Here is a 26003-nt window from a genome sequence, read left to right as displayed (position 1 = left end):
AACTCGAGGTCGGGGTCAGCGAGAGTCTCGTCCCGCACGGGAGCAAGCCCCTGTCGCAGAGGACGAAGGTGTCGTCACATCTCACCGTTGCCCCGCTGCCGCGCCCGTCGCTCTCGAGCCGCGAGGTCGAGGTGCTGCTCGCGTGGATGGCCACCGAGTCGAAGGAGGATGCGGCCAACAAGCTGTTCATCTCACAGTCGACGGTGAGCACGCACATCTCGCGGATCCGCGCCAAGTACGCCGCCGTCGGCCGTCCCGCGCCGACCAAGACTCATCTGTTGGTTCGCGCGCTTCAGGACGGATACACCACACTGGAAGCGTGGTGACCCGCACCTTCTCCAAGAGTGACCGCCCGCTGCCCGGTTTTCGGGACGGCGGGCGGCAGCATTTCATGCGTTCGACGGTGCCGGCGACCAACGAACTCGATCGCGTCCGCATCTCCCTGTCTCGATTCGTCGGCGGCGGGTACGTGGTCTACGCGCTGCTGGTGATTCCGCAGATGGTCACCGAGGCGGCGGGGGTGGTGCCTGCCTGGTATCCACCGGTCGGTGCGGTCCTCGCCTTCGGCCCGGGCATCGCACTGCTGATCGTGTCGATGATCCCGAAGTGGCATCAGGCGATGCCGGTCCTGATCGACGCCTGCACCGCGGGGTTGATCGCGGCCGCCGCGCTCTGGCTGGCCTTCGCCGACGGATCCAGTGATCACGAGTCGGTGTGGATCCTCGACTTCGCCGGACTGGTCGGCATCACCCTGGTCCTCTGGCGGCCGGTCGGTGTCGCGATCGTGGCACTGGCGACCGGCAAACTGCTCGGCTCAGCGGTCGCGATCACCCACGTCGCCGACGCGGACGTCTGGTCGGCTATCGAGGAGGCACTGTTCGGGATGGTCTTCTCGACGGTGTTCATTCTCCTGGTCAATCAGGTGCTGCGAATGAGCTCGGAACTGGACGAATCGCGGGCCGCGACCGAGAAGATGATGGCGCGCGACGTCGCCAACGTCGAGCTCGCCCGTGTCGACGCGCTGATCCACGACCACGTGCTCTCCACCTTCGTGTCCGTCTCGGCCGATCGGTACGACCCCCGCCTGGTGGATCAGGCGCGCGGTGCGTTGGACGCACTCGACAGCGTGGTCGATCACGATGATGAGACCGTCGAGATCGACGCGGGCGAAGTGGTCGCCCGCCTGCGCGCGGTCCTCGCCGGGGTGGACGGTGATCTGTCGGTCACCGTCGAGACCTCCGACGACGCCGCCCTCAGCCCCGTCGGCGTGGTGGCCGCGTTGGCCGAGGCCGCTGCGGAGGCCACGCGCAACAGCATCGCCCACGCCGGCCCCGACGCCCAGCGCGCCGTGTTCATCGGCGTCTCCTCAGACCTGGTGCAGGTTGTCGTGACCGACGACGGTCACGGCTTCGATCCGGGCGACGTGCCGAGCGATCGGCTCGGCGTGGCCCTCAGCATCCGCCATCGGGTGGGGACCCTGCCCGGTGGCGACGCCGCCGTCATCAGCACACCCGGCGGCGGGTGCACGGTCCGGTTGCGCTGGGTGCCGTCGCAGGCCCGCGAGCAGTCATGATTCCCGCCCCCGCGTCCGAGGTGGACGACGTCGCGACGATCCTCGGGCTCCGCAGCCCCGCGGGCACCGTCGTCGCGTCGGCCGCGTGGTTGGCCTTCCTCTTCCTCGGCGTCGCGAGCGGCGGCATCAACATTCCGGTGGTGTATCTGCTCGGATTCGCCGCACTCGGCGTCGGGTGGGCGCTCATCCTCCGGTCGCCCGGGGATCCGATGCGCGTGCGCGACGCGGCGGCCACGGCGGCGAGCGGTGCAGTCGCCTGCGTCCTGTCCGTCGTCGCGACCGATCCCACGGACCGGGCGGTGCTCCTCGCGCTCGGTGCCGCACCCGCGGTCACCTTCGCGATGCTCGCCTTCAGAGGGCGGATCGCCGTCGCTTGGGCCGGGATGATCGCCGGCGGCATCGGCATCATCGGCGTGGCCGTCATCCGCGGCGCCGATGTCGCCGCCGTCGCCGCCGTGGCGGTTCCCGGCAACATCGGCGTGCTGATCATGGCGACCTTCTTCGCGATTCTCGTCCGTCCGCGTGCAAAGCAGATCGGTAGCCTGCGGCGACGCGCGGAGCGGGACCGCGGTCCCGAAAGCGTCCGGCTGGTGCGGGACGCGCGCGTCGCCCGCCTCCAAGGTCAGGTCCGGCCGCTTCTGGAGCACATCGCCTCCGGTGAGCCGCTGACCGAGGAGCAGGTGGCCGTCTGCCGCCTGGTGGAGGCGGGGCTGCGCGATCGGATCCGGGCGCCCGGCCTCGACGTCCCCGACGTCGCCGAGGCCGCCTGGGATGCGCGGGCCCGCGGCGTACGGGTCCTGCTCTTGGACGACCGTGACAGTCCCCGCTGGGGCGATGACGCCTCGCGTCTGGCGAGAGTCCGCACGGCGGCCGTCGGCGCGCTCGTCGGTGCTCGTTCGGAAGCTCAGGTCACCGTGCGGCTGATGCCTGAGGGACGCGACCTCGTCGGCACCATCGCCATCGCGGAGGACGGCCAGGTCCGTCGGATCGAGTTCCGCACAGACGATCTCACCGACACCACCATCGACTGACCACGTTTGTGCTGGTCCACCCGTTTTGGGGGAGGCGAAGTGATTTTGTGGGGGAGCGGTCGGTGGCCTACACTAGAGCGGTTGCCTGCAGCGCGTGCGCTGCGAGTCGACTGGTGAACCCACTGAAACCGAACCGAATTCTCGGGGAAGTCCCAGGCAGGCACCTGTTTCGATGGTGACAGACCGTGTGCGTCGGGTCGGAAATCCGGCGGACATAAGTATCCAGGTCAAGGAGACTACGCAGTGATTCAGCAGGAATCGCGGGTGCGCGTCGCCGACAACACCGGTGCAAAGGAAATCCTCTGCATCCGCGTGCTCGGTGGATCGTCGCGCCGCTACGCCGGCGTGGGCGACGTCATCGTCGCCACCGTGAAGGACGCCGTCCCCGGCGGCAACATCAAGAAGGGTGAGGTCGTCAAGGCCGTCATCGTGCGCACCGTCAAGGAGCGCCGTCGCCCGGACGGTTCGTACATCAAGTTCGACGAGAACGCGGCCGTCATCCTCAAGAACGAGAGCGACCCGCGCGGCACCCGCATCTTCGGACCGGTCAGCCGCGAGCTGCGCGACAAGAAGTTCATGAAGATCGTTTCGCTCGCACCGGAGGTGATCTAACTCATGAAGATTCACAAGGGTGACACTGTCATCGTCATCGCGGGTAAGGACAAGGGCGCCAAGGGCAAGGTCATCGAGGCCTACCCCAAGCGCGAGCGCGTGCTCGTCGAGGGCGTCAACCGCATCAAGAAGCACACCAGCGCCTCGGCCAACGAGCGCGGTGCGGAGTCGGGCGGCATCGTGACGCAGGAGGCTCCGATCCACGTTTCTAACGTGATGATCGTCGACGCCGACGGCAACCCGACCCGCGTCGGCTACCGCCGCGACGAGGAGACCGGCAAGAACGTCCGTATCTCCCGCAAGACCGGGAAGGACATCTGATATGACCACCTCTGAGAAGGTCCAGCCCCGCCTCAAGGCCAAGTACCGCGAGGAGATCAAGGGTAAGCTGGACGAGGAGTTCAACTACTCCAACGTCATGCTGATCCCCGGCGTCGTCAAGGTCGTCGTCAACATGGGCGTCGGCGACGCCGCCCGTGACGCGAAGCTGATCAACGGTGCCGTCGCCGACCTGGCGCTCATCACCGGTCAGGCTCCGGAGATCCGCCGCGCACGCAAGTCCATCGCACAGTTCAAGCTGCGCGAGGGCATGCCGATCGGCGCCCGCGTCACCCTCCGCGGTGACCGCATGTGGGAGTTCCTCGACCGCCTCGTGTCGATCGCCCTCCCGCGTATCCGTGACTTCCGCGGCCTGAGCGACCGTCAGTTCGACGGCAACGGCAACTACACGTTCGGTCTGAACGAGCAGTCGATGTTCCACGAGATCAACATCGACAGCATCGATCGTCCGCGCGGTATGGACATCACGGTCGTCACGACGGCCACCACGGACGACGAAGGCCGTGCGCTGCTCCGCGCCCTGGGCTTCCCGTTCAAGAGCAACGAAGCTAAGGACAACTGACATGGCAAAGAAGGCTCTGGTCAACAAGGCCAACAAGAAGCCCAAGTTCGCCGTGCGGGGCTACACACGCTGCAACAAGTGCGGCCGCCCGCACTCGGTGTACCGCAAGTTCGGCCTGTGCCGCGTCTGCTTCCGCGACATGGCACACGCCGGCGAGCTGCCGGGCGTGCAGAAGTCCAGCTGGTGACTTCTTGCCGATAAGGCATAGCTGAACACGAAAGGCTCCGCCTCCCCGTCGGGGGAGGCGGAGCCTTCGTCGTCAGGCCTCGTCGGTGGGCTTCCGGCGGCCCCGCACCAGATATGCGATCGGCAGAGCGCCGGCCGAGTTCACGAATGCGAGGCCCAGCGTCCAGAGCTTCTTGGACCCGTTGATCTCCGACTGCTCGCGTGAGCGGACGTCCTTGATCGCCCAGAAACGCAGACTCGCGTCGACGCCGGCGAGGACGATGAGTCCGGCACGGACCGGGGCGGGGAGATCGGTGAACTTGATTGCCATGCGTCCAGTCTGGCAGGACTGGACGCGTGGCGGCAGGGGGCCGTCGCGGACGGGGGACAGGGAGGGCTTCCAGCCGTCTCGCGCGGGATAAACTTGCAGAGGTTCGGCGCCGTCCGGTGTCGCCGACTGCTACTGCAGGAAGGGGCCGCGTGGTCGACTGGCTGCTCGCATCACCGGGCTTCGACGACGCCGCATCGGTGTTGAACGTCGGCGGCGAACTCCTCGGCGTCGTCGCATTCGCGGCCTCGGGCGCGTTGCTGTCGGTACGACGCGACCTGGACATCGTCGGGATCGTGCTGCTGGCCGCGGCGACCGCACTGGGCGGCGGCATCATCCGCGACGTCATGATCGGCAAGATCCCGCCGACCGCGTTCACCGACCTGTGGCTGTTCGGGGCGGCCGTGGCGACGGCGCTGGTGATCTTCGTCTGGCAGCCGCCCGCGCGGCTGACGCGATGGCCGCTGGACATCACCGACGCCGTCGGTCTGGGAATGTTCGCGGTGACCGGAACGGTGACCGCCTACCAGCACGGCCTGTCCGCCCCCTCCGCGGCGATGCTCGGCCTCACGACCGGTGTGGGCGGCGGCATCATCCGCGACGCGCTGTCCGGACAGGTGCCGGTGGTCCTCCGGCCGAACGAGTATCTCTACGCGATCCCCGCGGCAGGCGGTGCCGCGCTGACCGCCGGATTGCTGCACTTCGACGTCTACCGCCCGTGGATCGGGCTGCTGTGCGCGGCGGCGGTGATCGCGGTGCGCATCGGGTCCCTGAAGTTCGGTTGGCACGGCCCGCGACCGTGGTACACCGTGCGCGGCCGGAAGAATGAGGACTGAGGTCCTGACCCGGCCGCAAAACTTCGCCCCACCGGGACGGACGTGGCACTCTCGAAGGTGTGGATTCCAACCAGAGGTGCGCGACGGTGATCACCGTGTCCGACCGGTCGTACGCCGGTGAGCGCGAGGACGTCTCGGGCCCGCTCGCGGCCGAATTGCTCGGTGCCGCAGGCTGGTCCACTGAGGTGATCGTCGTCCCCGACGACCAGAACGCGATCTCCGGTCTGATCGTCGAAGTGGTGGAGGCGGGCGCCGATCTCGTCGTCACCACCGGCGGCACCGGCGTCGGTCCGCGCGATGTGACCCCGGAGGCCACCGCCTCGCTGCTGACCCGTGAACTGCCCGGCGTCGCCGAGGAGATCCGTCGCGTCGGCATCGCCTCGCTGCCGCAGGCCATGCTCTCCCGCGGAGTGGCGGGCATGCGTCGCGGAGCCCTCGTCGTGAACCTCGCAGGCTCGACCGGCGCGGTACGCGACGGGATCCCCGTCGTACTGCAGGTGGCCGCACATGCCGTCGACCAGGCGGTCGGAGGCGATCACTGATGATCACCCTGACCGCCATCAGCGACGTCGACCTCGACGTCGCCGCACACCTGACCGCCGTCACCGCCCCGACGCCGGTGCCACTGCACTGTTCGTCGGCACCGTCCGCGACAACGATCCGGACGCGGCCGGTCGAGTCGTGGAACTGGAGTACAGCGCCCACCCGGACGCCCACCGGTTCCTGCAGGAGATCGTCGACGGCCTCGACCGACCGGACATCCGGATCGCGGTCAGTCACCGCGTCGGAACCCTGGGGATCGGCGGCATCGCGATCGTCGCCGCCGTGTCGTCGGTGCATCGCGCCGAGGCGTTCGAGGTGAATCGGGAGCTCGTCGAGCGGGTGAAGGCAGAACTCCCGATGTGGAAGAAGCAGGTGGAGAGCGACGGCTCGCACAGCTGGGTGGGTCTCGGACGGGTGATGACGTGAGCGTCTCGGGCGGACTGGTCGACACCTTCGGGCGCGTGCACCGCGACCTGCGGATCTCGCTGACCGACCGCTGCAATCTCCGCTGCACCTACTGCATGCCCGCCGAGGGAGTCCCGTGGATCCCGCGCCCGGAACTGCTCACCACCGATGAGATCGTGAACCTGGCAGAGGTGTTCGCGCGGCTCGGGATCGTCGAAATGCGGTTGACCGGCGGCGAGCCGCTGCTGCGCCCCGACGTCGTCGACGTGGTCCGTCGACTCGCGGCGATCCGCGGCGAACGTGGCCCGCTGCGGATCTCCATCACCACCAACGGCATCGGCCTCGTGAAGCTGGCGCAGCCGCTCGCGGACGCCGGGCTGGAGCGCTTCAACATCAGCCTCGACACCCTGCGTCCCGACCGCTTCTCCGCGCTGACCCGCCGCGACCGGCTCGACGACGTCCTCGCCGGCATCGAAGCCGCCCGGGCTACCGGCCTGAAGCCGCTCAAGATCAACACCGTCGCGATGCGCGACACCAACGACGACGAACTGGTGGACCTGGTCCGCTTCGCCCAGCAGCACGAGGCGCAGCTGCGGTTCATCGAGCAGATGCCGCTCGACGCAGGCCACATCTGGTCACGCGTGAAGATGGTGACCGGGAAGGAGATCCTCGAGACCCTGTCCGGGGAGTTCTCCCTCGAACCGTGCGAGGGTCGCGGATCCGATCCGGCGCAGCGGTTCGTCGTCGACGGCGGCCCCACCACGGTCGGCGTGATCGCCTCGGTGACGGCACCCTTCTGCGGGTCCTGCGATCGCGTCCGATTGACGGCCGACGGCCAACTCCGCAACTGCCTGTTCGCGCGCGAGGAGTCGGACCTGCGGTCGCTCCTGCGGTCCGGCGCGAGCGTCGACGACATCGAGGCGATGATCCGCGCGTCCGTGACTGCTAAGCGCGCGGGGCACGGGATCGACGATCCGGGGTTCCTCCAGCCGGACCGGCCGATGTCGGCGATCGGCGGGTAGGGGGACCGGTAGCACCGTCTGGCTCAGAGTGTTGCCACGTTGACGGGTTGAGTGACCGCGGCGGCCTCGACACGCTCTGTGACTTCGTCCCCGAGCGGCTCGACCAGCGTGTGGAGGGGCTGTGGAGTCGCCGCGCGCCTCGGCCAGCGGTGGGGAAGGGCGCGCTCTACCGGCGTCGAAGCGGGGTGAAAAGCGACTGTGCCTACCCGCCCGCGAACGGGGGGAGCACGTCGACTGTCGCTCCAGTCGCGGCGAAGGTCTCGTCGGTGGCGCGGGTGCCGTCGACGAGGACCGAGCAGGCGGTCAGCACACGGGCGAACTCCGGACCGTGCTCGTCGGAGAGGCGCGACTTCAGATCGGCGACGGTGAGGTCGCCGTCGAAGGGCTGCTCCTTGCGGCCCGCGGCCTCGGCGGCACCGGCGAAGTAGCGGATGATCACTCCGGCGTCTCCTCCCGGGCCAGTTCCTTGGCCTCGACCAACTCGCGAATCTTTGCGGCGGCGTCGTCGGCGCTCATGCCGTTCGCGACGGCGAGGCCGATCAGATACGTGGTGATGGGTCCGGCGGGACGCAGGACCGAGTGCGCGACGTCGCGGGTGACGTCCAGTAGCAGGCCGGTCGGGACCTGCGCGTCACCGAGTCCGAGGGCGGGCGCCACCTCGGCGGCCCATCGATCCAGCCCGGGCGGATAGGTGCTCATACGGGGTCCTCCTGATTGCGGTAGCTGTTCACGTCGGCCCAGGTGTCGAGATCGAGCGTCGCGCCGATGCGGTCGGTGACGGTGTGCAGGTTCAGCGGGGCCAGCAGGCGTCGGACGGCGACGTCGCGCACATCGGGCAGACCGTCGAGCGAGGCCCGCAGCGATGCCACCCGGTAACGCCCGGCCAGCCACTGCTCGCGGCCGTCGGCGTCGACGAGGACCACGCCGTCGGCGTCCTCGGGAATCGGCACGTCGTGCAACTGCGCGACGATCAGCTCCGCGCGCGGAAGATCGCAGGCCAGCAGCCAGGTCTCGGTCGGAGCGCCGACTGTGTCGAGGTGGCCGAGGGCGGCGTGGATCCCGGCGACCGGCCCACCGAACGGCGGATCCTCCCGAACCACCGTCACGCCGTTCCGGGTGACGGACTCCGGTCCGACAGCGATGACCGGCGACGCTCCGGACACGGCGGCGAACGCGGCGTCGATCAGCGGACGTCCGCCGATCTCGACGGCCGCCTTGTCGGCGCCGTCGAGTCGACTGGCACGACCGCCGGCGAGGATGATGGCTGCGGTCATCGGATCCAGTCTCCACTCTTGCCGCCGGTCTTGCGGAGCAGCCGGATGTTCTCGATCTCGACCGATTTGTCGAGGCCCTTGACCATGTCGACCAGGGCGAGCGCGGCGACGCTGACCGCGGTCAACGCCTCCATCTCCACGCCGGTGCGGTCCGCGGTGCGGACGGTGGCGGAGACGGTGACACCGTCGTCGACGATCTCCAGGTCGACGCTCGCGCCGTGCACGCCGATGACGTGCGCGAGCGGTAGCAGCTCAGGAGTCCGCTTGGCGGCGGCGATCCCGGCGATCCGCGCGACGGCGAGGACATCGCCCTTGGGGACGGTGCCGTCGCGCAGGGCGGCGACGATGGTCGCCGAGCAGCGGACGAAGCCCGCGGCGGTCGCGCTGCGGACGGTCGGCTGCTTTTCGGTCACGTCGACCATCCGAGCCTGACCGGCCGAATCGAGATGCGTGAACGGCTGCCGCATGTCGTCACTGCTCATGACAGCACCATCACGGTGACGCGATCTCCTTCGGACACGTGGTCCACGTCGGCGGGGATGAGGGCGAGGGCGGTGGCGTCGGCCAGCGAGGTCACCAGGTGCGAGCCGCTGCCGCCGCGCGAGGCGGGGCGGACGGTCTCGTCGTCGAAGACCACGGGCAGGATCTGCACGCGGCCCGGCTTCCGGCGCCACGACGCGGCGGCGGTGCGGATGACGCGGGGACGGTCGATGTCGTGCAGGCCCGCCATCTGCCGGAGGGCGGGGCGCACGAACATCTCGAACGACACCGCGACGCTCACCGGATTGCCGGGCAGGCAGAACGCGGGGACGCCGAACTCGGTGAGTCCGAACCCCTGCGGCTTGCCCGGCTGCATGGCGACGGTGGTGAACTCGATGCTCCCGGTGCCGTCGAGGACGGCCTTGACGATATCGAAGGCGCCGACGCTGGCGCCGCCGGTCAGGATGGCTGCGTCCACATCGAGGCCGGTGAGAACCGAGCGCAGGGCGTGCTCGTCGTCGGGGACACGGGTCACCGCGGCGACCTCGGCGCCCGCCTGGGTGACGGCGGCGGCGAGCAGCACCGAGTTGGACTCGGGGATCTGCCCGCGTTCGGGCGTGCCGGACGGGTCGATGAGTTCGGAGCCGGTGGAGATGATCGCGACGCGCGGCTTGCGGTGGACGAGGATGGTCTCGTGCCCGGCCGACGCGATCGCCGACAACTGCCACGGCCCCAGCACGGTTCCCGCGGCGACGGCGACGGACCCGGCAGGTGTGTCCTCGCCCGTGCGACGGATGTGCGCGTGCTCCTTCGGCTCCACGGTGATCGTGATGGTCTCAGGCGCTGCCTCGGAGATCGCGGTGCCCAGATCGGTGTGCTCCAGCGGGACGACGGCGTCGGCGGCCGTGGGGACCGGCGCGCCGGTCATGATGCGGACCGCTTCACCGGCTGCCATCGCCGGATCCTCGGGGCTGCCCGCGGGGACGTCGGCAACCACCCGCAGCGTGGCGCCGACGGTGGCGTCGGCCCGGTGCACGGCGTACCCGTCCATCCCGGAGTTGTCGAAAAGCGGTACGGGCCAACGGTTCACGACGTCCTCGGCCAGGACCAGGCCGGTGGAGTCGGAGATCAGCTGGGCGATCGCGGGCAGCGGCGGCGCGGCCGCGAGAACGCGGGCGCGGTGCTCGTCGACGGTGATCATCGAGTTCCTGAAAAAGTGGCAGCAGCCATGAAACAACCCTATCGCGGAAGGCATCGAATCGGGCGTGACTGCCCTCGCTGTTGCTAGGGTGTCTGCACTGTCAGTCCGGCCGATGAAGGTGGCGTGATGCTCGATCGACTCGAGAAGTGGGGCAGGATCGCCGCCCTGGTGCTGTCGCCGATCGGTCTGGTGTTCTCGGCGATCGGCGCGCAGTGGCTGCAGGCGTTCGGCTTCGCCGTCCTCCTGCTGGCGGTCGGGATCGGCTTCTGGTCGCGGAGTCGTCAGGCGGCGGAGGCCGAGGCGAGCGATGACGTCGTGTGGTCCGCGGATCGAGTTCGCGAGGTGGTCGACGGCGCGGAGAGCCGTACGGCCGGAATCCGCAGACTCCGCGTCACCGACCGATCGCTCAGCCTGCTCGACGCGGTCAAGCTGTACGACGGGGCCGTCGTCGACCGCTGATTCCGGGACTAAGGTCGCGAATGCGGCTGTCGACCCCCTGTTGATCCGCAGTTGCGGATAGATTCTTCAGATGTGACCGTATTCAAGGTGCGTGACGCGGCAGAGTTGCTCGGCGTCAGCGACGACACGCTGCGCCGCTGGATCGACCAGGGCCGCGTGCCGTCCGGCACCGATGACGCGGGGCGCACGGTGATCGACGGAGCCGACCTCGCCGCCTTCCTCAGTGCCGACGACGCGGCCCAGCACGATCCGGTCGACCGTGCGACCAGTGCCCGTAATCGGTTCGTCGGCATCGTCACCCACGTGCAGTCCGACCCGGTGATGAGCCAGGTGGAGATGCGCTGCGGACCGCACCGCGTGGTGTCGTTGATGTCCACCGAAGCCGTCCGTGACCTGGGGCTGGAGATCGGGTCCCTCGCGACCGCCACCGTGAAGGCGACGACCGTCATCGTCGAGACGCAGAGCGGGGCCCGCGGATGAACAGGAAGGCCCTCGCGCTCCTCGCGGCGCTCGCGCTGGTGCTGACCGGATGCGCGAGCAACGACGCCGACCAGAAAGCCGGTGACCGGATCACCATCTTCGCCGCAGCCTCGCTGCAAGGCGTCTTCGACGACCTCGCCGAGCAGTTCACCGCCGCGGCCCCCGAGTACTCGGTGGCGCCGATCGTCTACGACGGCTCGCAGGCGCTCGCCACCCAGATCGTCGAGGGCGCGGACGTCGACGTCGTCGCCTTCGCCAACGAGGCCAGTCTGCAACCGGTCACCGCGAAGGGCATCACAGGCACCGGCGCGATCTTCGCCACCAACACGCTCCAGATCGCGGTGGCACCGGGCAATCCGAAGCACATCGTCGGCCTCGCCGACCTCGCGAAGCCGGGTGTGGCGACCGTCCTGTGCGCGCCGCAGGTCCCGTGCGGCACGGCGTCGCGCACCCTGCTCGACTCCGCCCGCGTCACCGTGAAGCCGGTCAGCGAGGAGACCAACGTGACCTCGGTCGTCACCCGGGTGAAGCAGGGCGAGGCCGATGCCGGGCTGGTCTACAAGACCGACGTCGCCGCCGCCGGCGACGCCCTGACCGGGATCACCCCGGCCGGTGCCGACGCCGTCGTCAATCGGTACCCGATCGCGGTCACGAAGAACGCCGAGGCTCCGAAGGCCGCGCAGGCGTTCGTGGACTTCGTCCTCTCCGACGCCGGCCGCAAGGTTCTGGAGCGCTACGGGTTCGGCCTGCCGTGACCATTCCCAAGCCCCTCTACGTGCCGGCGCTGATCGCGCTGGCGCTGCTCGTGGCACCGATCATCGGATTGGTGTCGCGGGTCCGGTGGGGCACCCTCGGCGACGATCTCTTCTCGTCCGCGTCGATGACCGCACTGGGACTGTCGCTGGTGACCGCGGCGTGCGCGACGGTCGTCTGCGTCCTCTTCGGCACCCCGCTCGCCGTGGTGATCGCGCGCGCAGCACGACGTCGCGCATCGGTGCTGCGCGCGGTGGTCCTGATCCCGCTGGTGCTGCCGCCGATGGTAGGCGGCCTGGCGCTGCTCGCCCTGCTCGGGCGGTCGGGTCTGGTGGGGAAGCCGCTGTTCGAGGCGACCGGCTACAGCCTCCCGTACACGACCGCCGCGGTGGTGGTGGCGCAGGCCTTCGTCGCGATGCCGTTCTACGTCATCACCCTCGACGGCGCGCTGCGGACCGCGGACTGCGGCTACGAGCAGATCGCCGCCACCCTCGGTGCAGGCCGCTGGCGCGTCCTGGGCAGGATCACGCTGCCGCTGGTCCTGCCGGGCCTGGCGGCGGGCGCCGCCCTGGCGTTCGCCCGCGCGCTCGGCGAGTTCGGTGCCACGGCCCTGTTCGCAGGCAACGCACCCGGCGTCACCCGCACCATGCCGCTGGCCATCTACACCGCGTTCAACGGGGTCGGGGTCACCCAGGACTCGGCCGTCGCACTGTCGTTGCTCCTGCTGGTGAGCACCGCGGTGATCGTGCTGGGACTGCGGTCGTGGCGACAGGACGCGATCCGATGACCGGGCGCCCGCTGCACGCGCAGATCATCGTCGACCGAGCCGGCTTCGCGCTGTCCGCCGCGTTCGACGTGCCCGCAGGCGACTGCCTCGCCATCCTCGGCCCCAACGGGGCGGGCAAGTCGACGATCCTCGGCGCGCTCGCCGGGCTGGTGCCGATGACGGGCGAGATCCGCGTCGGCGACCGGGTGCTCGACGGCACCGCACACGTCCCGCCCGAGCAGCGTCGGATCGCCCTGTTGGAGCAGAAGCCGCGACTGTTCCCGCACCTGAGTGTGCTCGACAACCTCGCGTTCGGGCCTCGGTCGCAGGGCCGGTCGCGGCGCGAGGCGCGGGCCGTCGCCGAGGGCTGGTTGGAGCGGATCGGACTGCCGGGTGTCGGCTCGTGGAAGCCTGCGCGACTCTCCGGCGGGCAGCAGCAGCGCGTCGCGATCGCGCGGGCACTGGCCGCAGAACCGGAGGTGCTGCTGCTCGACGAGCCGTTCGCGGCGCTCGACGCCGAGAGCGCCCCGACGATCCGCCGGATGCTGGCCGAGGAACTGTCGCGGACCGGAACCACCAGCGTTTTGGTGACGCACGAGCTGTCGGACGCGTGGCAGTCGGCGAGCCGCTGCCTCGTCCTGGATCGCGGCGCAGTGGTCGACGACGCGACGCCCGCCCAGTTGGCGTCGTCGCCGCGGCATCCCTTCACCGCGGCCCTCGCCGGCTATTGCGTGGTGCACGGCCGGTGGGACGACGGTGCGCTGGTGGTCGGCGACGACGTGCTGCCCGGCGTCGCAGCGGACGAGATCGCCGACGGTGCAGAGGCGTTCGGGATCGTCGTGCCGCATGAGGTCACGCTGTCGACGACGTCGGGCGCGGTTCGCACTCGCGTGCGGTCGGTGTCGATGCACGGCGGTCGTGTGCGGATCGAGAGCGAGAGCGGGCTGGTCGCAGAGGTCCCGCTGGGCGGGGGCCTGCCCGGCGTGGGGGAGCGGGTGTGGTTGACGCCGACGGAGATGCGGGTGCTGGCGGCGCGCGCAGGCGGTACGGATATTTGCGTCCCCGTGGCACCGAGCCGAGGGCGATTTGCCCTCGGACCGGCGTCAGGGGGACGCAAATATCGATAGGTCGGGCTGAACGATGACGGTGCGCTCGGTCCCGTCCGGGTGTGGCCTCGATACGCGGTCTCGCTCGACCGAACGGGGACGGGGCTGCGGAAGAGGTCCGATCACGCGTTGGATTCGAGATGGCGTTCGACGCGCTTCGCAAACTCTGGTGCGCCGGCGCTGACTAGCGCGGCGGTCAGGGTGACGGTCGGTCGTCGGTCGGCCCAGTACCGGCGCTGGCGATTGGTGACGGCCTGAACCAGGCTCGGTGAGGTGTCGTCGACCAGGGTCAGAAACTCGTCCGCGGTTAGAACCGCGAACTCCGACGCGGTGTCTCCGTGCCTTCGGAGATCTCGCACATTATTCGAGATGACGACGTCGATGCGGTGCTGGACTGCCGCAGCGTGAATGTGCGCATCCTTCGGGTCCCGGTAGTTCAGGATCGGGTTGGCGGTCTCGCTCGAGTTGGATCAGCACCAACCAGTCTCGGAGGGTTCTGGAGAACCAGATGTTGGCGTCGGGCAGGACTCGGAGTGCGCCAGATGCCATGTCGCGAGCGTACAGAGAAGCCGGATGATATGTCTCGTTTGGGTAGTTTTATTCGTCGATCCCGATTGAGCGCTCGTAACGCCTCAACTCGTCGAAGGCTCGACGCTGCTCATGGCGTCGCTGTCGTCGGAGCGCGTGGACGTCGGCGGTCATCAATCTGGTGTGGGACCCGACCTTGTGGGCCTCCAGTCTTCCGTCTGCGATCAGCTTCATGAGTGTCGGGCGCGAGACGCCCAATTCGTGCGCCGCGACCGTTGTCGTCAGCTCGTCGGGCAAGGGGGTGATCGTGATCGCCACGCCTTGTGACATCGCATCGACGACGGAACGTAACACGGTGGCGAGGTCCTCTGGAATGGCAATGGGTGCCGATTCGGCAGAGGTCAGCAGCGTGAACTCGGGGTTGTGGGCGCTCGCCAACGCCGGGCGTAGTCGTCGCGCCTGGGCTGCTTGCTCGGGCGAGGTGAATGTCGCAGAGCTGTTTGGGATCGTCGTCATCGCCCGCCTCCAATTTCACTTGTAACTGTAGGTGGATTCAGATACAAGTGCAATGGCGGAGGTGTCTCCGATTCGGGTGCTACTCCGACAGCGCGACCGTCAGCAGGACCGCCGAATCCTCGTCGGCGATGAGGCCGTGGCGGACGGGCGGGATGTCGACGAGGGCGCCGGCGGCGCCGGACCACTCACCGTCGGGTGCGGTGATGCGGACGGAGCCCGACAGCACCTGGAGGGTGGCCTCGCCGGGACTCTCGTGGTCGGCGAGTTCGGAGCCGCCGGTCAGGGCGATCACCGTGTGCCGCAGCCGGTGCTCGGTGTGCCCGCGGACGGTCTGGGCGGCGCGACCGGACTTCGCGGCGCGCGCCTCGTCGAGCAGTTCCGCGGTGAGCTCGGTCAGATTCACATCGGTCATGCTGCGGCCTTCTCTTTCTCGTCGGCACTGCGGGGAATGCCGAACAGGGTGAACAGGCAGGCGACGGCGGCGAAGGCCACCAGCAGGGCGAGCCCGATGGTGTACGAGTGGGCGTCGGCGTTGTACGTCGCACCCATCACGAGCGGCGGGAAGAATCCGCCGAGACCGCCTGCGGCACCGACGACACCGGTCACCGCACCGACGCGGGCCGGCGGGGAGGCGACGGCGACCCACGCGAACACGGCACCGGAGCCCATGCCCATCATCAGCGCCATCAGGATGAAGTCGACGGCGGCCAGACCGGTGTGGACGTCGGGCTTGGAGATCATCCAGACCGCGAGGACGGCGGCGCCACCGCAGGAGATCGCGGTGATGATGCGCGGGCCGAACTTGTCCGACAGCACGCCGCCGAGCGGGCGGGCGATGACGGCGGCGATCGCGAACCCGGCGGTGCGGGCGCCCGCCGACTTCAGGTCGACGATGTCGTAGACGTCGGCCAGGTAGGTCGGCAGGTAGGTGGAGAAGGCGACGAAGCCGCCGAACGCCGCCGCGTACAGGAACGACATCTGCCAGGTGATCGGCAGCTTCATGGCGTCGAAGAGCTTCGGGAAGGCCGGCTCGGTGTTCGGCGACCAGCTGGGTGCATCGCGCATGAACGTCCAGCAGACGGCGGCCATCGCGACCAGGGCGACGGCGATGACGACGTGCGTGGGGAAGTAGCCGAACCACTCGCGGAAGCGCGGCGTGAAGAACGCCGACAGGGCGGTGCCGCCCATGCCCGCACCGAAGATGCCGGTCGCGAAACCGCGGCGGTGCGCCTCATACCAGCTGTTGAGGAACGGGATGCCCGCGGCGAAGCTGGTGCCCGCGATGCCGAGGAAGAAGCCGATCACGATCATCATCGGGAACGACTTCAGGCTGCCCGCGACGGCGACCAGCAGGACGAAGGGCGCGGAGATCAGCAGCAGCACCGTGAACATGACACGACCGCCGAAGCGCGGTGTCAGCACACCGACGACGATCCGGCCGAGCGAGCCGACGAGGATCGGCACGGCGATCAGGATGGACTTCTGGGTGGCGTCGAGCGACATCTGCTCGCTGCCCGCGTAGAAGGTGGCGAGGGGGGCGATGAGGTTCCACGCCCAGAAGGTGATGGTGAACGCGACGGTCGCGAGGACGAGGTTGCGAGTCTGGGCGGATTTGTCGATCTGGGCGGCGGCAGTCATCAGTCGCGGTCCTTCACTCCGATCGGGTCCCAACCGCGGCGGCTCGGTGCGTTGCCGGGGGCGGAGCGGGAGTCCTTGCTGCGGTAGACGATGTACGGGCGGAACAGGTAGTGCAGCGGTGCGGTGAAGATGTGCACCAGCCGGGTGAACGGCACGAGGATGAACATGATCATGCCGATCACCGCGTGGATGTGGAACCGCAGCGGTGCGGCCTCCATCGCGTCGATGTCGGGTTGGAAGGCGAAGACCGACCGGAACCAGGGGGAGACGGTCTCGCGGTAGTTGACGCCCTCGCCGTGCGGGTCGATCATGCCGACGATCGTGATGTAGGTGCCCGCGATCAGGGCGGCGACGAGGACGGCGTACATCAGCTTGTCGTTGCGGGTGGTGGCGACGAAGACCGGTCCGATGGTCCGTCGCCGGTAGATGAGAATCGCGACGCCGACCACGGCGGCGATGGCGGCGACGATGCCGCCGCCCGCGGCGATCCAGTGATAGGTGGTCTCGCTGATGCCGACGGCGTCGGTCCACGATTCGGGGATGATCAGGCCCATCGCGTGCCCGGCGATCACGGCCAGGATGCCGTAGTGGAACAGCGGGCTCCCGATCCGCAGGAGACGCGACTCGTACAGCTCGGACGAGCGCGTGGTCCAGCCGAACTTGTCGTAGCGGTAGCGCCAGATGGTTCCGCCGATCACGCACAGCAGCGTGATGTACGGCAGGACGCCCCACAGGAAGATGCTCATCGGAAGGCCTCCGGAGTGTCGGTGAGCTCGGTCTCGGTGAAGAGGGGAAGCAGGCGCGGCGCCTGGGAGCCGTCGTCGCGGGTGCCGGGCGCCCACGTGCCGTACGGCTCCAGTCCGACGGCCTCGACCGCCGGTGTCACGGAGCTCATCGCCATCGCGGACGCACGGTCGGGCGGCGACTGGCCGGGGAGCGTCGCGCAGACGGCGGCCAGGACGTCGGCGTACGGGGAGTCCATGTCGATCAGGCCGAAGCGCACCAGCTCGATGGCGGCGCGGTTGTCGGTGAGGACCTTGATGCCGCGCTCGGGGTCGGCGAGCGCGGTGAACTCCAGGACGATCGGCAGATGGTCGGGCAGCTCGCCCTGCAGGTTCACCAGGAACCCGCTGTCGCGGTAGAGCTGCTTGAACTCGGCGAGCACGGCGCCGCGCTGGCGGGTGTCGCCCGCGGCCCAGTACGACAGGTACAGGGTCCGCTTGCGCGACATGTCGAAGACGTCGGTGTAGTGCTGCGCCAGTTCGGCGCGGTCGCCGCCCGCGACGTGGTCGAGGAATCGACGCAGCGCCGTCGCGGCCTCAGTGCCGGGCTGCTCGTCGAGCGCGGCCCGCATCAGATCCAGGCGACCGAACAGGTTGTCGTCCGGATAGCCCAGGCACCACGCGGACACCTGATGGACCACGCGCCAGTCGACGCGGGCGGGGGAACGGCGGCGGGACAGGAGTTTCACGGTTTCGTTCCGTTCGCTGCCGATCCATCGTGGGGGAACATGCCGTCCGGGACACCGTTGCCGTCCCAGTTCAGCAGGTTGGTGCGGCCGCGGAGAACCGAGTCGCCCGCCGGGACGTCGGTGGTCTGCCGCTGCTTGAGCGCCTCGAAGGTCTCCACCGAGACCGGCACCGAGCGCCCGCTCATCTCCCCGAACGCACCCGAACCGTAGTGGCTGAACTCGTCGTCGTAGTCCACGGGGCAGGCGGTCTCCTCCAGCTTGTGCGCCTGCTCGTGGTGAGCCGTCGGGATCACGTACCGTTCGTCGTACTTGGCGATCGCGAGGAGGCGGTACATCTCGTACATCTCCTCCTCGGTCATGCCGACGCTCTCCGGGATCTTCGGGTTGGTCTCCCGCCCGAGGTTCACATCGCGCATGTACGACCGCATCGACGCCAGCTTCTGCAGCACGAACTCGACGAGGTCGGTGTCGCCGGCGGTGAACATCTCGGCGAGGTACTCGATCGGGATGCGCAGGGACTCGATGGCACCGAACAGGTTGTCGCGGTCCTCGCCGTCGTGGCCCTGCTCGGCCAGCAGATCGGTGATCGGGGAGAGCGGCGGGACGTACCAGACCATCGGCATGGTGCGGTACTCCGGATGCAGCGGCAGCGCCACCTTGTACTTCTTGGCCAGCGCGTACACCGGGGAGCGACGCGCGGCCTCGAGCCACTCGTCGGGGATTCCGTTGGCCTTGGCCTGGCGGATCACCTCCGGGTCGGTCGGGTCGAGCATCAGCTCCAACTGGGCCTCGTACAGGTCCTGCGGGTCCGGGACGGCGGCGGCCGCGGTGACGGCGTCGGCGTCGTACAGGAAGATGCCGATGTAGCGGAGGCGGCCGACACAGGTCTCGGCGCAGACGGTGGGCTGACCGACCTCGATGCGCGGATAGCAGAACGTGCACTTCTCGGCCTTGCCCGACCGGTGGTTGAAGTAGATCTTCTTGTACGGGCAGCCGGTGATGCACTGGCGCCAACCGCGGCAGCGGTCCTGGTCCACCAGGACGATGCCGTCCTCCTCGCGCTTGTAGATGGCGCCGGACGGGCACGACGCCATGCACGATGGGTTCAGGCAGTGCTCGCAGATGCGAGGCAGATAGAACATGAACGTCTGCTCGTACTCGAACTTGATCCTGTCCGAGCTCTCCTTGCGGAGCTTGGCGACGATCGGGTCCATCTCGCCGTACTCCATGGAGCCGCCGAGATTGTCGTCCCAGTTGGCCGACCACGTGACCTTGGTGTCCTCACCGGTGATCAGCGACTTGGGGCGGGCGACGGGGAAGTCGTCGCCCAGCGGCGCGTTGATCAGCGTCTCGTAATCGTAGGTCCAGGGCTCGTAGTAGTCGTCGAGCGTCGGCTGCACCGGGCTGTGGAAGATGGTGAACAGCTTCTGCATGCGGCCGCCGGTCTTGAGGCGGAGCTTGCCCTTCTTGTTGAGCTCCCAGCCGCCCTTCCACTCGTCCTGATCCTCGTACCGGCGCGGATAGCCCTGACCGGGCCGGGTCTCCACATTGTTGAACCACACGTACTCGGTGCCCGCTCGGTTGGTCCACGCCTGCTTGCACGTGACCGAACACGTGTGGCAGCCGATGCACTTGTCGAGATTCATCACCATCGCGACCTGCGACATGACACGCATCAGTACGTCACCTCCTGGCTTCGCTTGCGGATAGTGGACACGATGTCGCGCTGATTGCCCGTCGGTCCGAGGTAGTTGAAGGCGTACGACAGCTGCGCGTAGCCGCCGATCAGGTGCGACGGCTTCACCAGCAGCCGCGTCGCGGAGTTGTGGATGCCGCCGCGTCGACCGGTGGCCTCCGACTTCGGGACGTCGATGGTCCGCTCCTGCGCGTGGTGCACGTAGCAGACGCCCTCGGGCATGCGGTGGCTGACGACGGCGCGCGCCACGTACACGCCGTTGGCGTTGACGCACTCGATCCAATCGTTGTCGCGGACGTCGATGGACGCGGCGTCCTCCGCGGACAGCCAAGCCGTGGGGCCGCCGCGGGAGAGCGACAGCATGAACAGGTTGTCCTGGTACTCGGAGTGGATGGACCACTTGTTGTGCGGCGTCAGGAACCGGACGGTGATCTCCTTGCTGCCGTCCTGACCCAGCTTGGGTTCGCCGAACAGGCGATGCATGTCGAGGGGCGGCCGATAGGTCGGCATCGCCTCGCCGATGTCGAGCATCCAGTCGTGGTCGAGGTAGAAGTGCAGCCGGCCGGTCAGCGTGTGGAAGGGCTTGTCCCGCTCGATGTTCACCGTGAACGGCGCGTACCGGCGGCCGCCGGTCTCCGACCCGGACCATTCGGGGGACGTGATCACCGGGACCGGTGCGGCCTGGGTGTCGGCGAAGGTGATGCGCTTCTCCTCCGAGCCCTCGGCCAGGTCGGCGAGCTTCTTGCCGACCCGCCGCTCCAACTTCTTGAAGCCGTCGACGGCGAGCTCGCCGTTGGTGGTGCCGGAGAAGAGCAGGATGGCCTCGGCCAGCTTGGCGTCCGTGTCGATCGCGGGACGGCCCTCGCCGGTGTGGCCCGGCGGCATCACGCCGTTCGACGCCGCCAGCTTCGGAACCTGCGACCCGGCGTCGAAGGTGACGTGCTTGGTGGTGAATCCCAATTCGTCGACGAGCGGTCCGACGGTCGCGAGCTTGTCGGCGATCGCCGTGTAGTCCCGTTCCACCACCTGGAACACCGGCGTGTTGACGCCGGGCTTGGCCGGATTCCCGGTCTCCCGCCAGTCGACGACGCGGCCGTGCGGCTGCGCCGTCTCGCCGGGCGTGTCGTGCTGGAGGGCGGTGGCGACGAGGTCGTACCGGGTGCCGAGATGCGTCTTCGCCTGCCGGGAGAACTCCTGCGCCAACCGGTGGAACAGGTCGAAGTCGCTCTTGGCCTCCCACGGCGGATCGATCGCCGGACTGAACGCGTGCACGAACGGGTGCATGTCGGTGGAGGACAGGTCGTGCTTCTCGTACCAGGTCGCGGCGGGCAGCACGATGTCGGACAGCAGGGTGGTCGACGTCATGCGGAAGTCCGCCGACAGCAGCAGATCGAGCTTGCCCTCGGGCGCCTGGTCGTGCCATTTCACCTCGCGCGGGCGGGGTGCCTCGGGGTTCTCGGTGCCGAGCACGTTGTGGTGGGTGCCGAGGAGGTGCCGGAGGAAGTACTCGTTGCCCTTCGCCGACGAACCCAGCAGGTTGGACCGCCACAGCACCAGGGTGCGCGGCCAGTTCTCCGGGGCGTCGATGTCGGAGATGGCGGGGGTCAGCTCCCCGTCGCCCAGCTTGCCCGCCACGTAGGCGGCGGGATTCTCCGCCTCGCCGGCGTCGACGGCGGCGCGCGCGGCGTCGGCCACCTCGAGGGGATTGGTGGAGAACTGCGGGTAGAACGGCATCCAGCCCAGGCGCGCGGACTGCGCGATCGCGTCCGCGGTGTGCATCCCGTCGAGCGTCCCCGACGACAGCGGCGAGGTGAGCGCCGAGGTCGAGTAGCCGTCGTTGCGCCACTGATCGGTGTGCATGTACCAGTACGACGTGCCCGGGGTGGTCCGCGGTGGCCGGCTCCAGTCGAGGGCGTTCGCGAGTGACAGCCAGCCGGTCAGCGGACGACACTTCTCCTGGCCGACGTAGTGCGCCCAGCCGCCGCCGTTGCGTCCCATGGAACCGGTGAGGATCAGCATCGACAGGATGGCGCGGTAGGTGGCGTCGCCGTGGAACCACTGGCAGATGCCCGCGCCCATGATGATCATGGAACGCCCGCCGGACTCCTCGGCGTTGGTCGCGAACTCGCGAGCCACCCGGATCGCGGCCTCGGCGGGGACGTTGGTGATCTCGGCCTGCCACGCCGGGGTGTACGGGCTGGTGGGGTCGTCGTACCCGGTGGGCCACTGACCGGGGAGGCCGTCGCGGCCCACGCCGTACTGGGCGAGCAGGAGGTCGTAGACGGTGGTGACCAGGCCGCCGCCGAAGCTGCGGGCGGGCACGCCGCGGGTCATGACGGCACCGCTGCCGTCGGGGGCGTCGAAGACCGGGAACGAGACCTCGACATTCTGCGCGCCGACCTCGTCGAGCAGGGTCAGGCGCGGGGTGACGCCCTGCAGGTCCAGGTTCCAGTTGCCCTCGCCCGCCTCCGAGTAGCGGTCGCCGAGCGTGCCGTTGGGGACGTGCATCTGCCCGGTGGCGTCGTCGATCAAGACGGTGCGCCAATGGTCGTCGTCGGTGGTGCCGCCGAGCTCGTCGGAGGTGACGAACTTGCCGGGCACCAGCGTCCCGTCGCGCTCGTCGAGGTGGATGAGGAACGGGAGATCGGTGTACTTGCGGGTGAAGTCGGAGAAGAACGGCGTCGAACGGTCGACGTAGAACTCCTTGAGGATCACGTGACCCATCGCCATCGCGAGGGCGGCGTCGGTGCCGGCCTGCGCGGGCAGCCACTCGTCGGCGAACTTGGTGTTGTCAGCGTAGTCGGGCGACACCGAGACCACCTTGGTGCCGCGGTAGCGCACCTCGGCCATCCAGTGCGCGTCCGGGGTGCGGGTGACCGGGACGTTGGAACCCCACATCATCAGGTACGACGCGTCCCACCAGTCGCCGGACTCGGGGACGTCGGTCTGATCGCCGAAGACCTGCGGGCTGGCGACCGGCAGGTCGGCGTACCAGTCGTAGAAGCTCGTCATGACGCCGCCGATGAGCTGGATGAAGCGGGTGCCGACGCAGTGGCTGACGATCGACATCGCTGGGATCGGCGAGAATCCGGCGCAGCGGTCGGGGCCGTACGTCTTGATGGTGTGCACGTGGGCGGCGGCCGCTATCTCGGTGGCCTCCTCCCACGAGACGCGCACCAGACCGCCCTTGCCGCGGGCCTGCTGGTACGACCGCCTGCGGATCGGATCGCCGACGACGTCGGCCCACGCGAGGACGGGATCCTTCAAGCGGCCCTTGGCCTCTCGGTACATCTCGAGGAGCACGCCGCGCGCGTACGGGTGCCGGACGCGCGTGGGGGAGTAGGTGTACCAGGAGAACGCGGCGCCGCGAGGGCAGCCGCGGGGTTCGTACTCGGGGCGGTTGGGGCCGACGCTGGGGTAGTCGGTCTGCTGCGTCTCCCAGGTGATGATGCCGTCCTTGACGTACACCTTCCACGAACAGGAGCCGGTGCAGTTGACACCGTGCGTGGAGCGGACGATCTTGTCGTGGCTCCAGCGGTCGCGGTAGAAGACGTCGCCCTCACGGCCGCCTTCGCGGAAGACGGCACGGCTGTCGGCCGTCTCGTCCCATCGGGTGAAGAATTTTCCGATATCCAGCAGGGCTTGAGCGGCCGGGCCCTGCACCGAGTCAGACGCAGTCATGCGCTCACAGTAGGACTCGGAGGCAAGGGATTTGGTCTGAAAAGCGCCTTCCCAGTGAATCTCTTCGCTTAGGCCGTAACGGGGTGGGGTGAAGTCCCCGAATCGATTGGGCCAGAGGTCCCTTTCGTTTTCAAAGCGCTGCGGGACACGGGGACTGAGGGGAGAGTGAAGGGGTTGTCGTGCCTGCGCTCGGGCAGCCCGGGCCGGCGACGCTGTGACGACTCAGAGGATCTGGCGGTTCCCGAAATAGATGTGGCCGCCGATGAGCGAGTACATGTACTTCGATCCCTCCGGTTCCCGGAGCTCCCACAGCCGGCGACCGTCGGGTGCGTGGACCGCGAGTGTGCTTCCTCCGGCGTCACCCTCGGCCGAGGCGAGACGGGTGCCGTCGGTGCCCGCGAAGAGTCGACCGGACGTGAACTCGCCGCCGACTCCGGTGTACACGTCGAGCCAGTAGCCGGGGAACTTCTCGGGATCATCGTCGTCGGGAGGGATCACGACGAGGCTGCCGACGCCGCCCGCGTGCTTGAACACGCCGTTCGGGCGTTCCCACAGCACCGTGCCGGTGGCCGGATCAACCGCGGCGATCGACGTGTCGTTGAAGACGATGGGCAGCGCGGTGACGGTGTTGAATCGTTCGTCGTATCCGACCGGCCACCAGCCCTCGAGGGTGGAGGTCCTGCGGCCCGCTTCGTCGAACAGGCCCACGCCGCCGTCTTCGACCACCATGAACCCGCCCAGGAAGGGGGCCCACGGGGCGAACGGGTGCCCGGGCGGCGTCGACTGATGAACCACGCGGCCGTCGACCGCCGAGTGGAGCGTCAGGGTCTCGCCGTCGCGCCCGCCGCCGTTGTCGACGACGGGGGAGCCCTGCGGGATGCCGACGTGTCCGGGCTGCAGGCGGCTGTCGGACCAGACCTCGCGACCGGCGGTGTCGAAGGCGACGGTTCCGGCATCGGTGGCGAGCACCGCGCGGTCAGCGGTCGCGAACATCACCGGGGCATACCCGGCGACTGCCACGGGATCGGAGTACGTGCCCTTCTCGAGATCGATCACCGAGTACGCCGATCGCGTGGAGTCGTCGCCGATGCTGTCGGAGACCAGACAGAACAGCAGCTGTTTGCCGCGGAAGTCGACGCAGTCGACCGGACGACCGGGACGTCCGACGACCGGCACCGACACCGTGTGGACCGTACGGCCGGTCTGAGCGTCGAGGACGGCGAAGGTCGCGAAGACGCTGTCGGCGCGGTCTGCGGCGCCGAGTACGTATCGGTCGGTCCCGCCGATGATCTCGACGGTGCTGAACTCGCCCGCGGGATTCCATTCCCAGCGCGGACGACTCGGCCGGGATTCGAGCGACGGCAGGTTCGGCGTCACCGACTGTCGCCGGAGCTCTGCGGCCTCGGGTGCCACCGTCACGGCGGCGGTGGCGTCGAAGTGGGAGCGCGACTCCGCGTCGGGCGCGGTCTCGGGGCGCGTCAACCAGTAGGCGCTCCCGGCGGCCAGTGCGACCACCACGACGAGGGCGGCGATGATCAGCGAGATCCGTCCGAACCGCCTCTTCGGCAGCGCCGGGGCCGGGGCCGCGGGGGCCGAGCTGATCGGGTGCGCGGCGGGCGTCGTCGGTCCGCCGAGTGCTGCGGTGAGGTCGGAGACGAAGGCGCTGCTCGTCGGGTAGCGCTCCGCGGGGTTCTTCGCGAGGGCGCGGTAGAAGACCGCGTCGACGGCCGGCGGCAGATCGGGTCGTCGTGCAGTGATCGCCGGAACCGGGTGCTGCGCGTGGGCGAGCGCGACGGCGGTGGGGATGGTCGCAGGGTAGGGCGGTACCCCGGTGAGGAGGGTGACGGCCGTGCAGGCGAGCGAGTACTGATCGGACCGGGGGTCGACGGGCCAGGCCTGCAGTTGTTCGGGGGACGCATGGGCGACGGTGTCGAGGGTCGCTGCGGTCGCTGCTGGGCGGGCGTCGTCGACGTCGGTGAGGTGGGCGTGTCCGCCGGGATCGAGTCGGATGGTGCCGGGGCGGACGTCGCCGTGGATGCGGCCGCGCGCAGCGGCCTCGTCGAGGGCGGCCGCCGTGTCGCGGAGGACGGTGATCACGTGCTGGACGGGAAGCGGTCCGCGTGCGGCGATGGCGGCGAGGTCGTCGCCGGATTCGAACTCGTTCACTGTGTCCCCCGAAGATTTTGATTTCCGCAAGACCATACCGCGGACCCGGCATCTGCCTGGAATCGCTCCGATCAGGTGAATGACGGCCTGAATCTCACGGACGACAATTCCTTTGAATCGTGCAATCTCGTGTGTCGTGAATATGCCCCGGAATTGCACCTATCGGTGATCGAGAAGTGGATTCGCATGCGTTACTCGATTGACGGAGTAGGTCGCCCGAATTGGCATCCTCGCTGGCTATTTGAATGAAAGGTGAAACGAAATTCGCGGGTCGTCTCACGTCCGAGAGGCTCACAATCATTTTATGATCGGTCCATATTTGGTGATGGACGGTTACGGAAATGTCGTTCTCGGGGTCTAGAATCGTCGTGA

General features: G+C 68.7%; 30 protein-coding genes. 16 read left to right on the top strand and 14 right to left on the bottom strand.

The features are described from left to right. The first annotated feature begins 50 nt into the window (after positions 1 to 50). The 7 genes from ACH46_RS15685 (at position 51) to ACH46_RS15655 (ending at position 4304) form a co-directional block, all read left to right on the top strand. Entirely contained in the window at positions 51 to 326 is a 276-nt protein-coding gene (locus ACH46_RS15685; protein ID WP_226995881.1) for a response regulator transcription factor, read from the top strand. Beyond that, positions 320 to 1573 (top strand): sensor histidine kinase, encoded by a 1254-nt coding sequence (locus tag ACH46_RS15680; RefSeq protein WP_082399714.1) that lies wholly within the window; start codon positions 320 to 322, stop codon positions 1571 to 1573. The genes ACH46_RS15685 and ACH46_RS15680 overlap by 7 nt, the downstream gene beginning before the upstream one ends. After that, positions 1570 to 2604: a hypothetical protein gene (locus ACH46_RS15675; protein ID WP_062395523.1), complete on the top strand. Its 1035-nt coding sequence runs from the start codon at positions 1570 to 1572 to the stop codon at positions 2602 to 2604. The genes ACH46_RS15680 and ACH46_RS15675 overlap by 4 nt, the downstream gene beginning before the upstream one ends. Positions 2605 to 2847: 243 nt before the next feature. Further along, on the top strand, positions 2848 to 3216 hold the full coding sequence (gene rplN, locus ACH46_RS15670) for a 50S ribosomal protein L14 (protein ID WP_062393742.1): 369 nt from the start codon (positions 2848 to 2850) through the stop codon (positions 3214 to 3216). A 3-nt stretch (positions 3217 to 3219) separates the two neighbouring features. Beyond that, on the top strand, positions 3220 to 3537 hold the full coding sequence (gene rplX / locus ACH46_RS15665; RefSeq protein WP_006895619.1) for a 50S ribosomal protein L24: 318 nt from the start codon (positions 3220 to 3222) through the stop codon (positions 3535 to 3537). 1 nt (position 3538) lies between these two features. Next, positions 3539 to 4117: a 50S ribosomal protein L5 gene (rplE, locus tag ACH46_RS15660; protein WP_062393741.1), complete on the top strand. Its 579-nt coding sequence runs from the start codon at positions 3539 to 3541 to the stop codon at positions 4115 to 4117. 1 nt (position 4118) lies between these two features. Next, complete coding sequence (locus ACH46_RS15655; protein WP_006895617.1) at positions 4119 to 4304, top strand: type Z 30S ribosomal protein S14; 186 nt, start codon at positions 4119 to 4121, stop codon at positions 4302 to 4304. Between the two features lie 72 nt (positions 4305 to 4376). Here the strand turns inward: ACH46_RS15655 and ACH46_RS15650 are convergent, their stop codons facing one another. After that, positions 4377 to 4613, bottom strand: coding sequence for a hypothetical protein (locus ACH46_RS15650; RefSeq protein ID WP_062393740.1), 237 nt, complete (start codon positions 4611 to 4613; stop codon positions 4377 to 4379). Positions 4614 to 4762: 149 nt separating this feature from the next. On the opposite strand from ACH46_RS15650, the gene ACH46_RS15645 reads away from it, so the two are divergent. From ACH46_RS15645 to moaA, 4 genes are all read left to right on the top strand, one after another. Continuing rightward, positions 4763 to 5446, top strand: a complete 684-nt coding sequence (locus ACH46_RS15645; RefSeq protein WP_062393739.1) for a trimeric intracellular cation channel family protein — start codon at positions 4763 to 4765, stop codon at positions 5444 to 5446. 86 nt (positions 5447 to 5532) lie between these two features. Further along, positions 5533 to 5988, top strand: a complete 456-nt coding sequence (locus tag ACH46_RS15640; protein ID WP_236995104.1) for a MogA/MoaB family molybdenum cofactor biosynthesis protein — start codon at positions 5533 to 5535, stop codon at positions 5986 to 5988. Then, the gene (locus tag ACH46_RS15635) at positions 5954 to 6415 is read left to right on the top strand and encodes a molybdenum cofactor biosynthesis protein MoaE (protein ID WP_226995645.1); all 462 of its coding nucleotides are present in this window, start codon (positions 5954 to 5956) and stop codon (positions 6413 to 6415) included. The genes ACH46_RS15640 and ACH46_RS15635 overlap by 35 nt, the downstream gene beginning before the upstream one ends. Further along, positions 6412 to 7416 carry a GTP 3',8-cyclase MoaA gene (gene moaA, locus ACH46_RS15630; protein WP_062393737.1) on the top strand — a complete coding sequence of 335 codons (1005 nt, stop codon included), beginning with the start codon at positions 6412 to 6414 and terminating at the stop codon, positions 7414 to 7416. The genes ACH46_RS15635 and moaA overlap by 4 nt, the downstream gene beginning before the upstream one ends. Before the next feature lie 202 nt (positions 7417 to 7618). Here moaA and ACH46_RS15625 read toward each other — a convergent pair whose 3' ends face one another. The 5 genes from ACH46_RS15625 to ACH46_RS15605 are packed head-to-tail and all read right to left on the bottom strand — an operon-like array spanning position 7619 to position 10371. Continuing rightward, positions 7619 to 7855: a MoaD/ThiS family protein gene (locus tag ACH46_RS15625; RefSeq protein ID WP_062393736.1), complete on the bottom strand. Its 237-nt coding sequence runs from the start codon at positions 7853 to 7855 to the stop codon at positions 7619 to 7621. Further along, entirely contained in the window at positions 7852 to 8115 is a 264-nt protein-coding gene (locus ACH46_RS15620) for a DUF6457 domain-containing protein (RefSeq protein ID WP_062393735.1), read from the bottom strand. The genes ACH46_RS15625 and ACH46_RS15620 overlap by 4 nt, the downstream gene beginning before the upstream one ends. Then, positions 8112 to 8690 (bottom strand): molybdenum cofactor guanylyltransferase, encoded by a 579-nt coding sequence (mobA, locus tag ACH46_RS15615; RefSeq protein ID WP_062393734.1) that lies wholly within the window; start codon positions 8688 to 8690, stop codon positions 8112 to 8114. Before mobA ends, ACH46_RS15620 begins: the two co-directional genes overlap by 4 nt. After that, positions 8687 to 9172 carry a cyclic pyranopterin monophosphate synthase MoaC gene (moaC, locus tag ACH46_RS15610; protein ID WP_226995644.1) on the bottom strand — a complete coding sequence of 162 codons (486 nt, stop codon included), beginning with the start codon at positions 9170 to 9172 and terminating at the stop codon, positions 8687 to 8689. The genes mobA and moaC overlap by 4 nt, the downstream gene beginning before the upstream one ends. Beyond that, a complete protein-coding gene (locus ACH46_RS15605; RefSeq protein ID WP_062393733.1) occupies positions 9169 to 10371 on the bottom strand; it encodes a molybdopterin molybdotransferase MoeA in 1203 nt (400 codons plus the stop codon). The genes moaC and ACH46_RS15605 overlap by 4 nt, the downstream gene beginning before the upstream one ends. A 126-nt stretch (positions 10372 to 10497) precedes the next feature. Here ACH46_RS15605 and ACH46_RS15600 point away from each other — a divergent pair, with 126 nt between their 5' ends. The 5 genes from ACH46_RS15600 to ACH46_RS15580 all read left to right on the top strand — a co-directional run bounded on the left by ACH46_RS15600 (position 10498) and on the right by ACH46_RS15580 (position 13956). After that, positions 10498 to 10830 (top strand): hypothetical protein, encoded by a 333-nt coding sequence (locus tag ACH46_RS15600; RefSeq protein ID WP_062393732.1) that lies wholly within the window; start codon positions 10498 to 10500, stop codon positions 10828 to 10830. Between the two features lie 72 nt (positions 10831 to 10902). Then, positions 10903 to 11310: a TOBE domain-containing protein gene (locus ACH46_RS15595; RefSeq protein ID WP_062393731.1), complete on the top strand. Its 408-nt coding sequence runs from the start codon at positions 10903 to 10905 to the stop codon at positions 11308 to 11310. Then, entirely contained in the window at positions 11307 to 12065 is a 759-nt protein-coding gene (modA, locus tag ACH46_RS15590; protein ID WP_062393730.1) for a molybdate ABC transporter substrate-binding protein, read from the top strand. Before ACH46_RS15595 ends, modA begins: the two co-directional genes overlap by 4 nt. Further along, positions 12062 to 12850: an ABC transporter permease gene (locus ACH46_RS15585; RefSeq protein WP_062393729.1), complete on the top strand. Its 789-nt coding sequence runs from the start codon at positions 12062 to 12064 to the stop codon at positions 12848 to 12850. Before modA ends, ACH46_RS15585 begins: the two co-directional genes overlap by 4 nt. After that, positions 12847 to 13956 carry a sulfate/molybdate ABC transporter ATP-binding protein gene (locus tag ACH46_RS15580; protein WP_082399926.1) on the top strand — a complete coding sequence of 370 codons (1110 nt, stop codon included), beginning with the start codon at positions 12847 to 12849 and terminating at the stop codon, positions 13954 to 13956. Before ACH46_RS15585 ends, ACH46_RS15580 begins: the two co-directional genes overlap by 4 nt. 576 nt (positions 13957 to 14532) lie before the next feature. Here the strand turns inward: ACH46_RS15580 and ACH46_RS20870 are convergent. The 8 genes from ACH46_RS20870 to ACH46_RS15535 form a co-directional block, all read right to left on the bottom strand. Beyond that, complete coding sequence (locus tag ACH46_RS20870; protein WP_082399712.1) at positions 14533 to 14979, bottom strand: excisionase family DNA-binding protein; 447 nt, start codon at positions 14977 to 14979, stop codon at positions 14533 to 14535. 79 nt (positions 14980 to 15058) lie between these two features. Continuing rightward, positions 15059 to 15391, bottom strand: a complete 333-nt coding sequence (locus tag ACH46_RS15565) for a cupin domain-containing protein (RefSeq protein ID WP_062393726.1) — start codon at positions 15389 to 15391, stop codon at positions 15059 to 15061. Then, a complete protein-coding gene (locus ACH46_RS15560) occupies positions 15388 to 16617 on the bottom strand; it encodes an MFS transporter (protein ID WP_062393725.1) in 1230 nt (409 codons plus the stop codon). Before ACH46_RS15560 ends, ACH46_RS15565 begins: the two co-directional genes overlap by 4 nt. Then, the gene (gene narI / locus ACH46_RS15555) at positions 16617 to 17363 is read right to left on the bottom strand and encodes a respiratory nitrate reductase subunit gamma (protein ID WP_062393724.1); all 747 of its coding nucleotides are present in this window, start codon (positions 17361 to 17363) and stop codon (positions 16617 to 16619) included. Before narI ends, ACH46_RS15560 begins: the two co-directional genes overlap by 1 nt. Beyond that, positions 17360 to 18088: a nitrate reductase molybdenum cofactor assembly chaperone gene (gene narJ / locus ACH46_RS15550; protein WP_062393723.1), complete on the bottom strand. Its 729-nt coding sequence runs from the start codon at positions 18086 to 18088 to the stop codon at positions 17360 to 17362. Before narJ ends, narI begins: the two co-directional genes overlap by 4 nt. Next, the gene (gene narH, locus ACH46_RS15545; RefSeq protein WP_062393722.1) at positions 18085 to 19764 is read right to left on the bottom strand and encodes a nitrate reductase subunit beta; all 1680 of its coding nucleotides are present in this window, start codon (positions 19762 to 19764) and stop codon (positions 18085 to 18087) included. Before narH ends, narJ begins: the two co-directional genes overlap by 4 nt. Next, the gene (locus ACH46_RS15540; protein WP_062393721.1) at positions 19764 to 23465 is read right to left on the bottom strand and encodes a nitrate reductase subunit alpha; all 3702 of its coding nucleotides are present in this window, start codon (positions 23463 to 23465) and stop codon (positions 19764 to 19766) included. Before ACH46_RS15540 ends, narH begins: the two co-directional genes overlap by 1 nt. Positions 23466 to 23687: 222 nt before the next feature. Continuing rightward, positions 23688 to 25631: an outer membrane protein assembly factor BamB family protein gene (locus tag ACH46_RS15535; RefSeq protein WP_062393720.1), complete on the bottom strand. Its 1944-nt coding sequence runs from the start codon at positions 25629 to 25631 to the stop codon at positions 23688 to 23690. Between the last annotated feature and the right edge of the window lie 372 nt (positions 25632 to 26003).

The organism is Gordonia phthalatica (assembly GCF_001305675.1).
Lineage (GTDB): Bacteria > Actinomycetota > Actinomycetes > Mycobacteriales > Mycobacteriaceae > Gordonia > Gordonia phthalatica.
The sequence above is the reverse complement of the archived record's forward strand: the minus strand, read 5'-3'. Positions and strand labels throughout refer to the sequence as shown.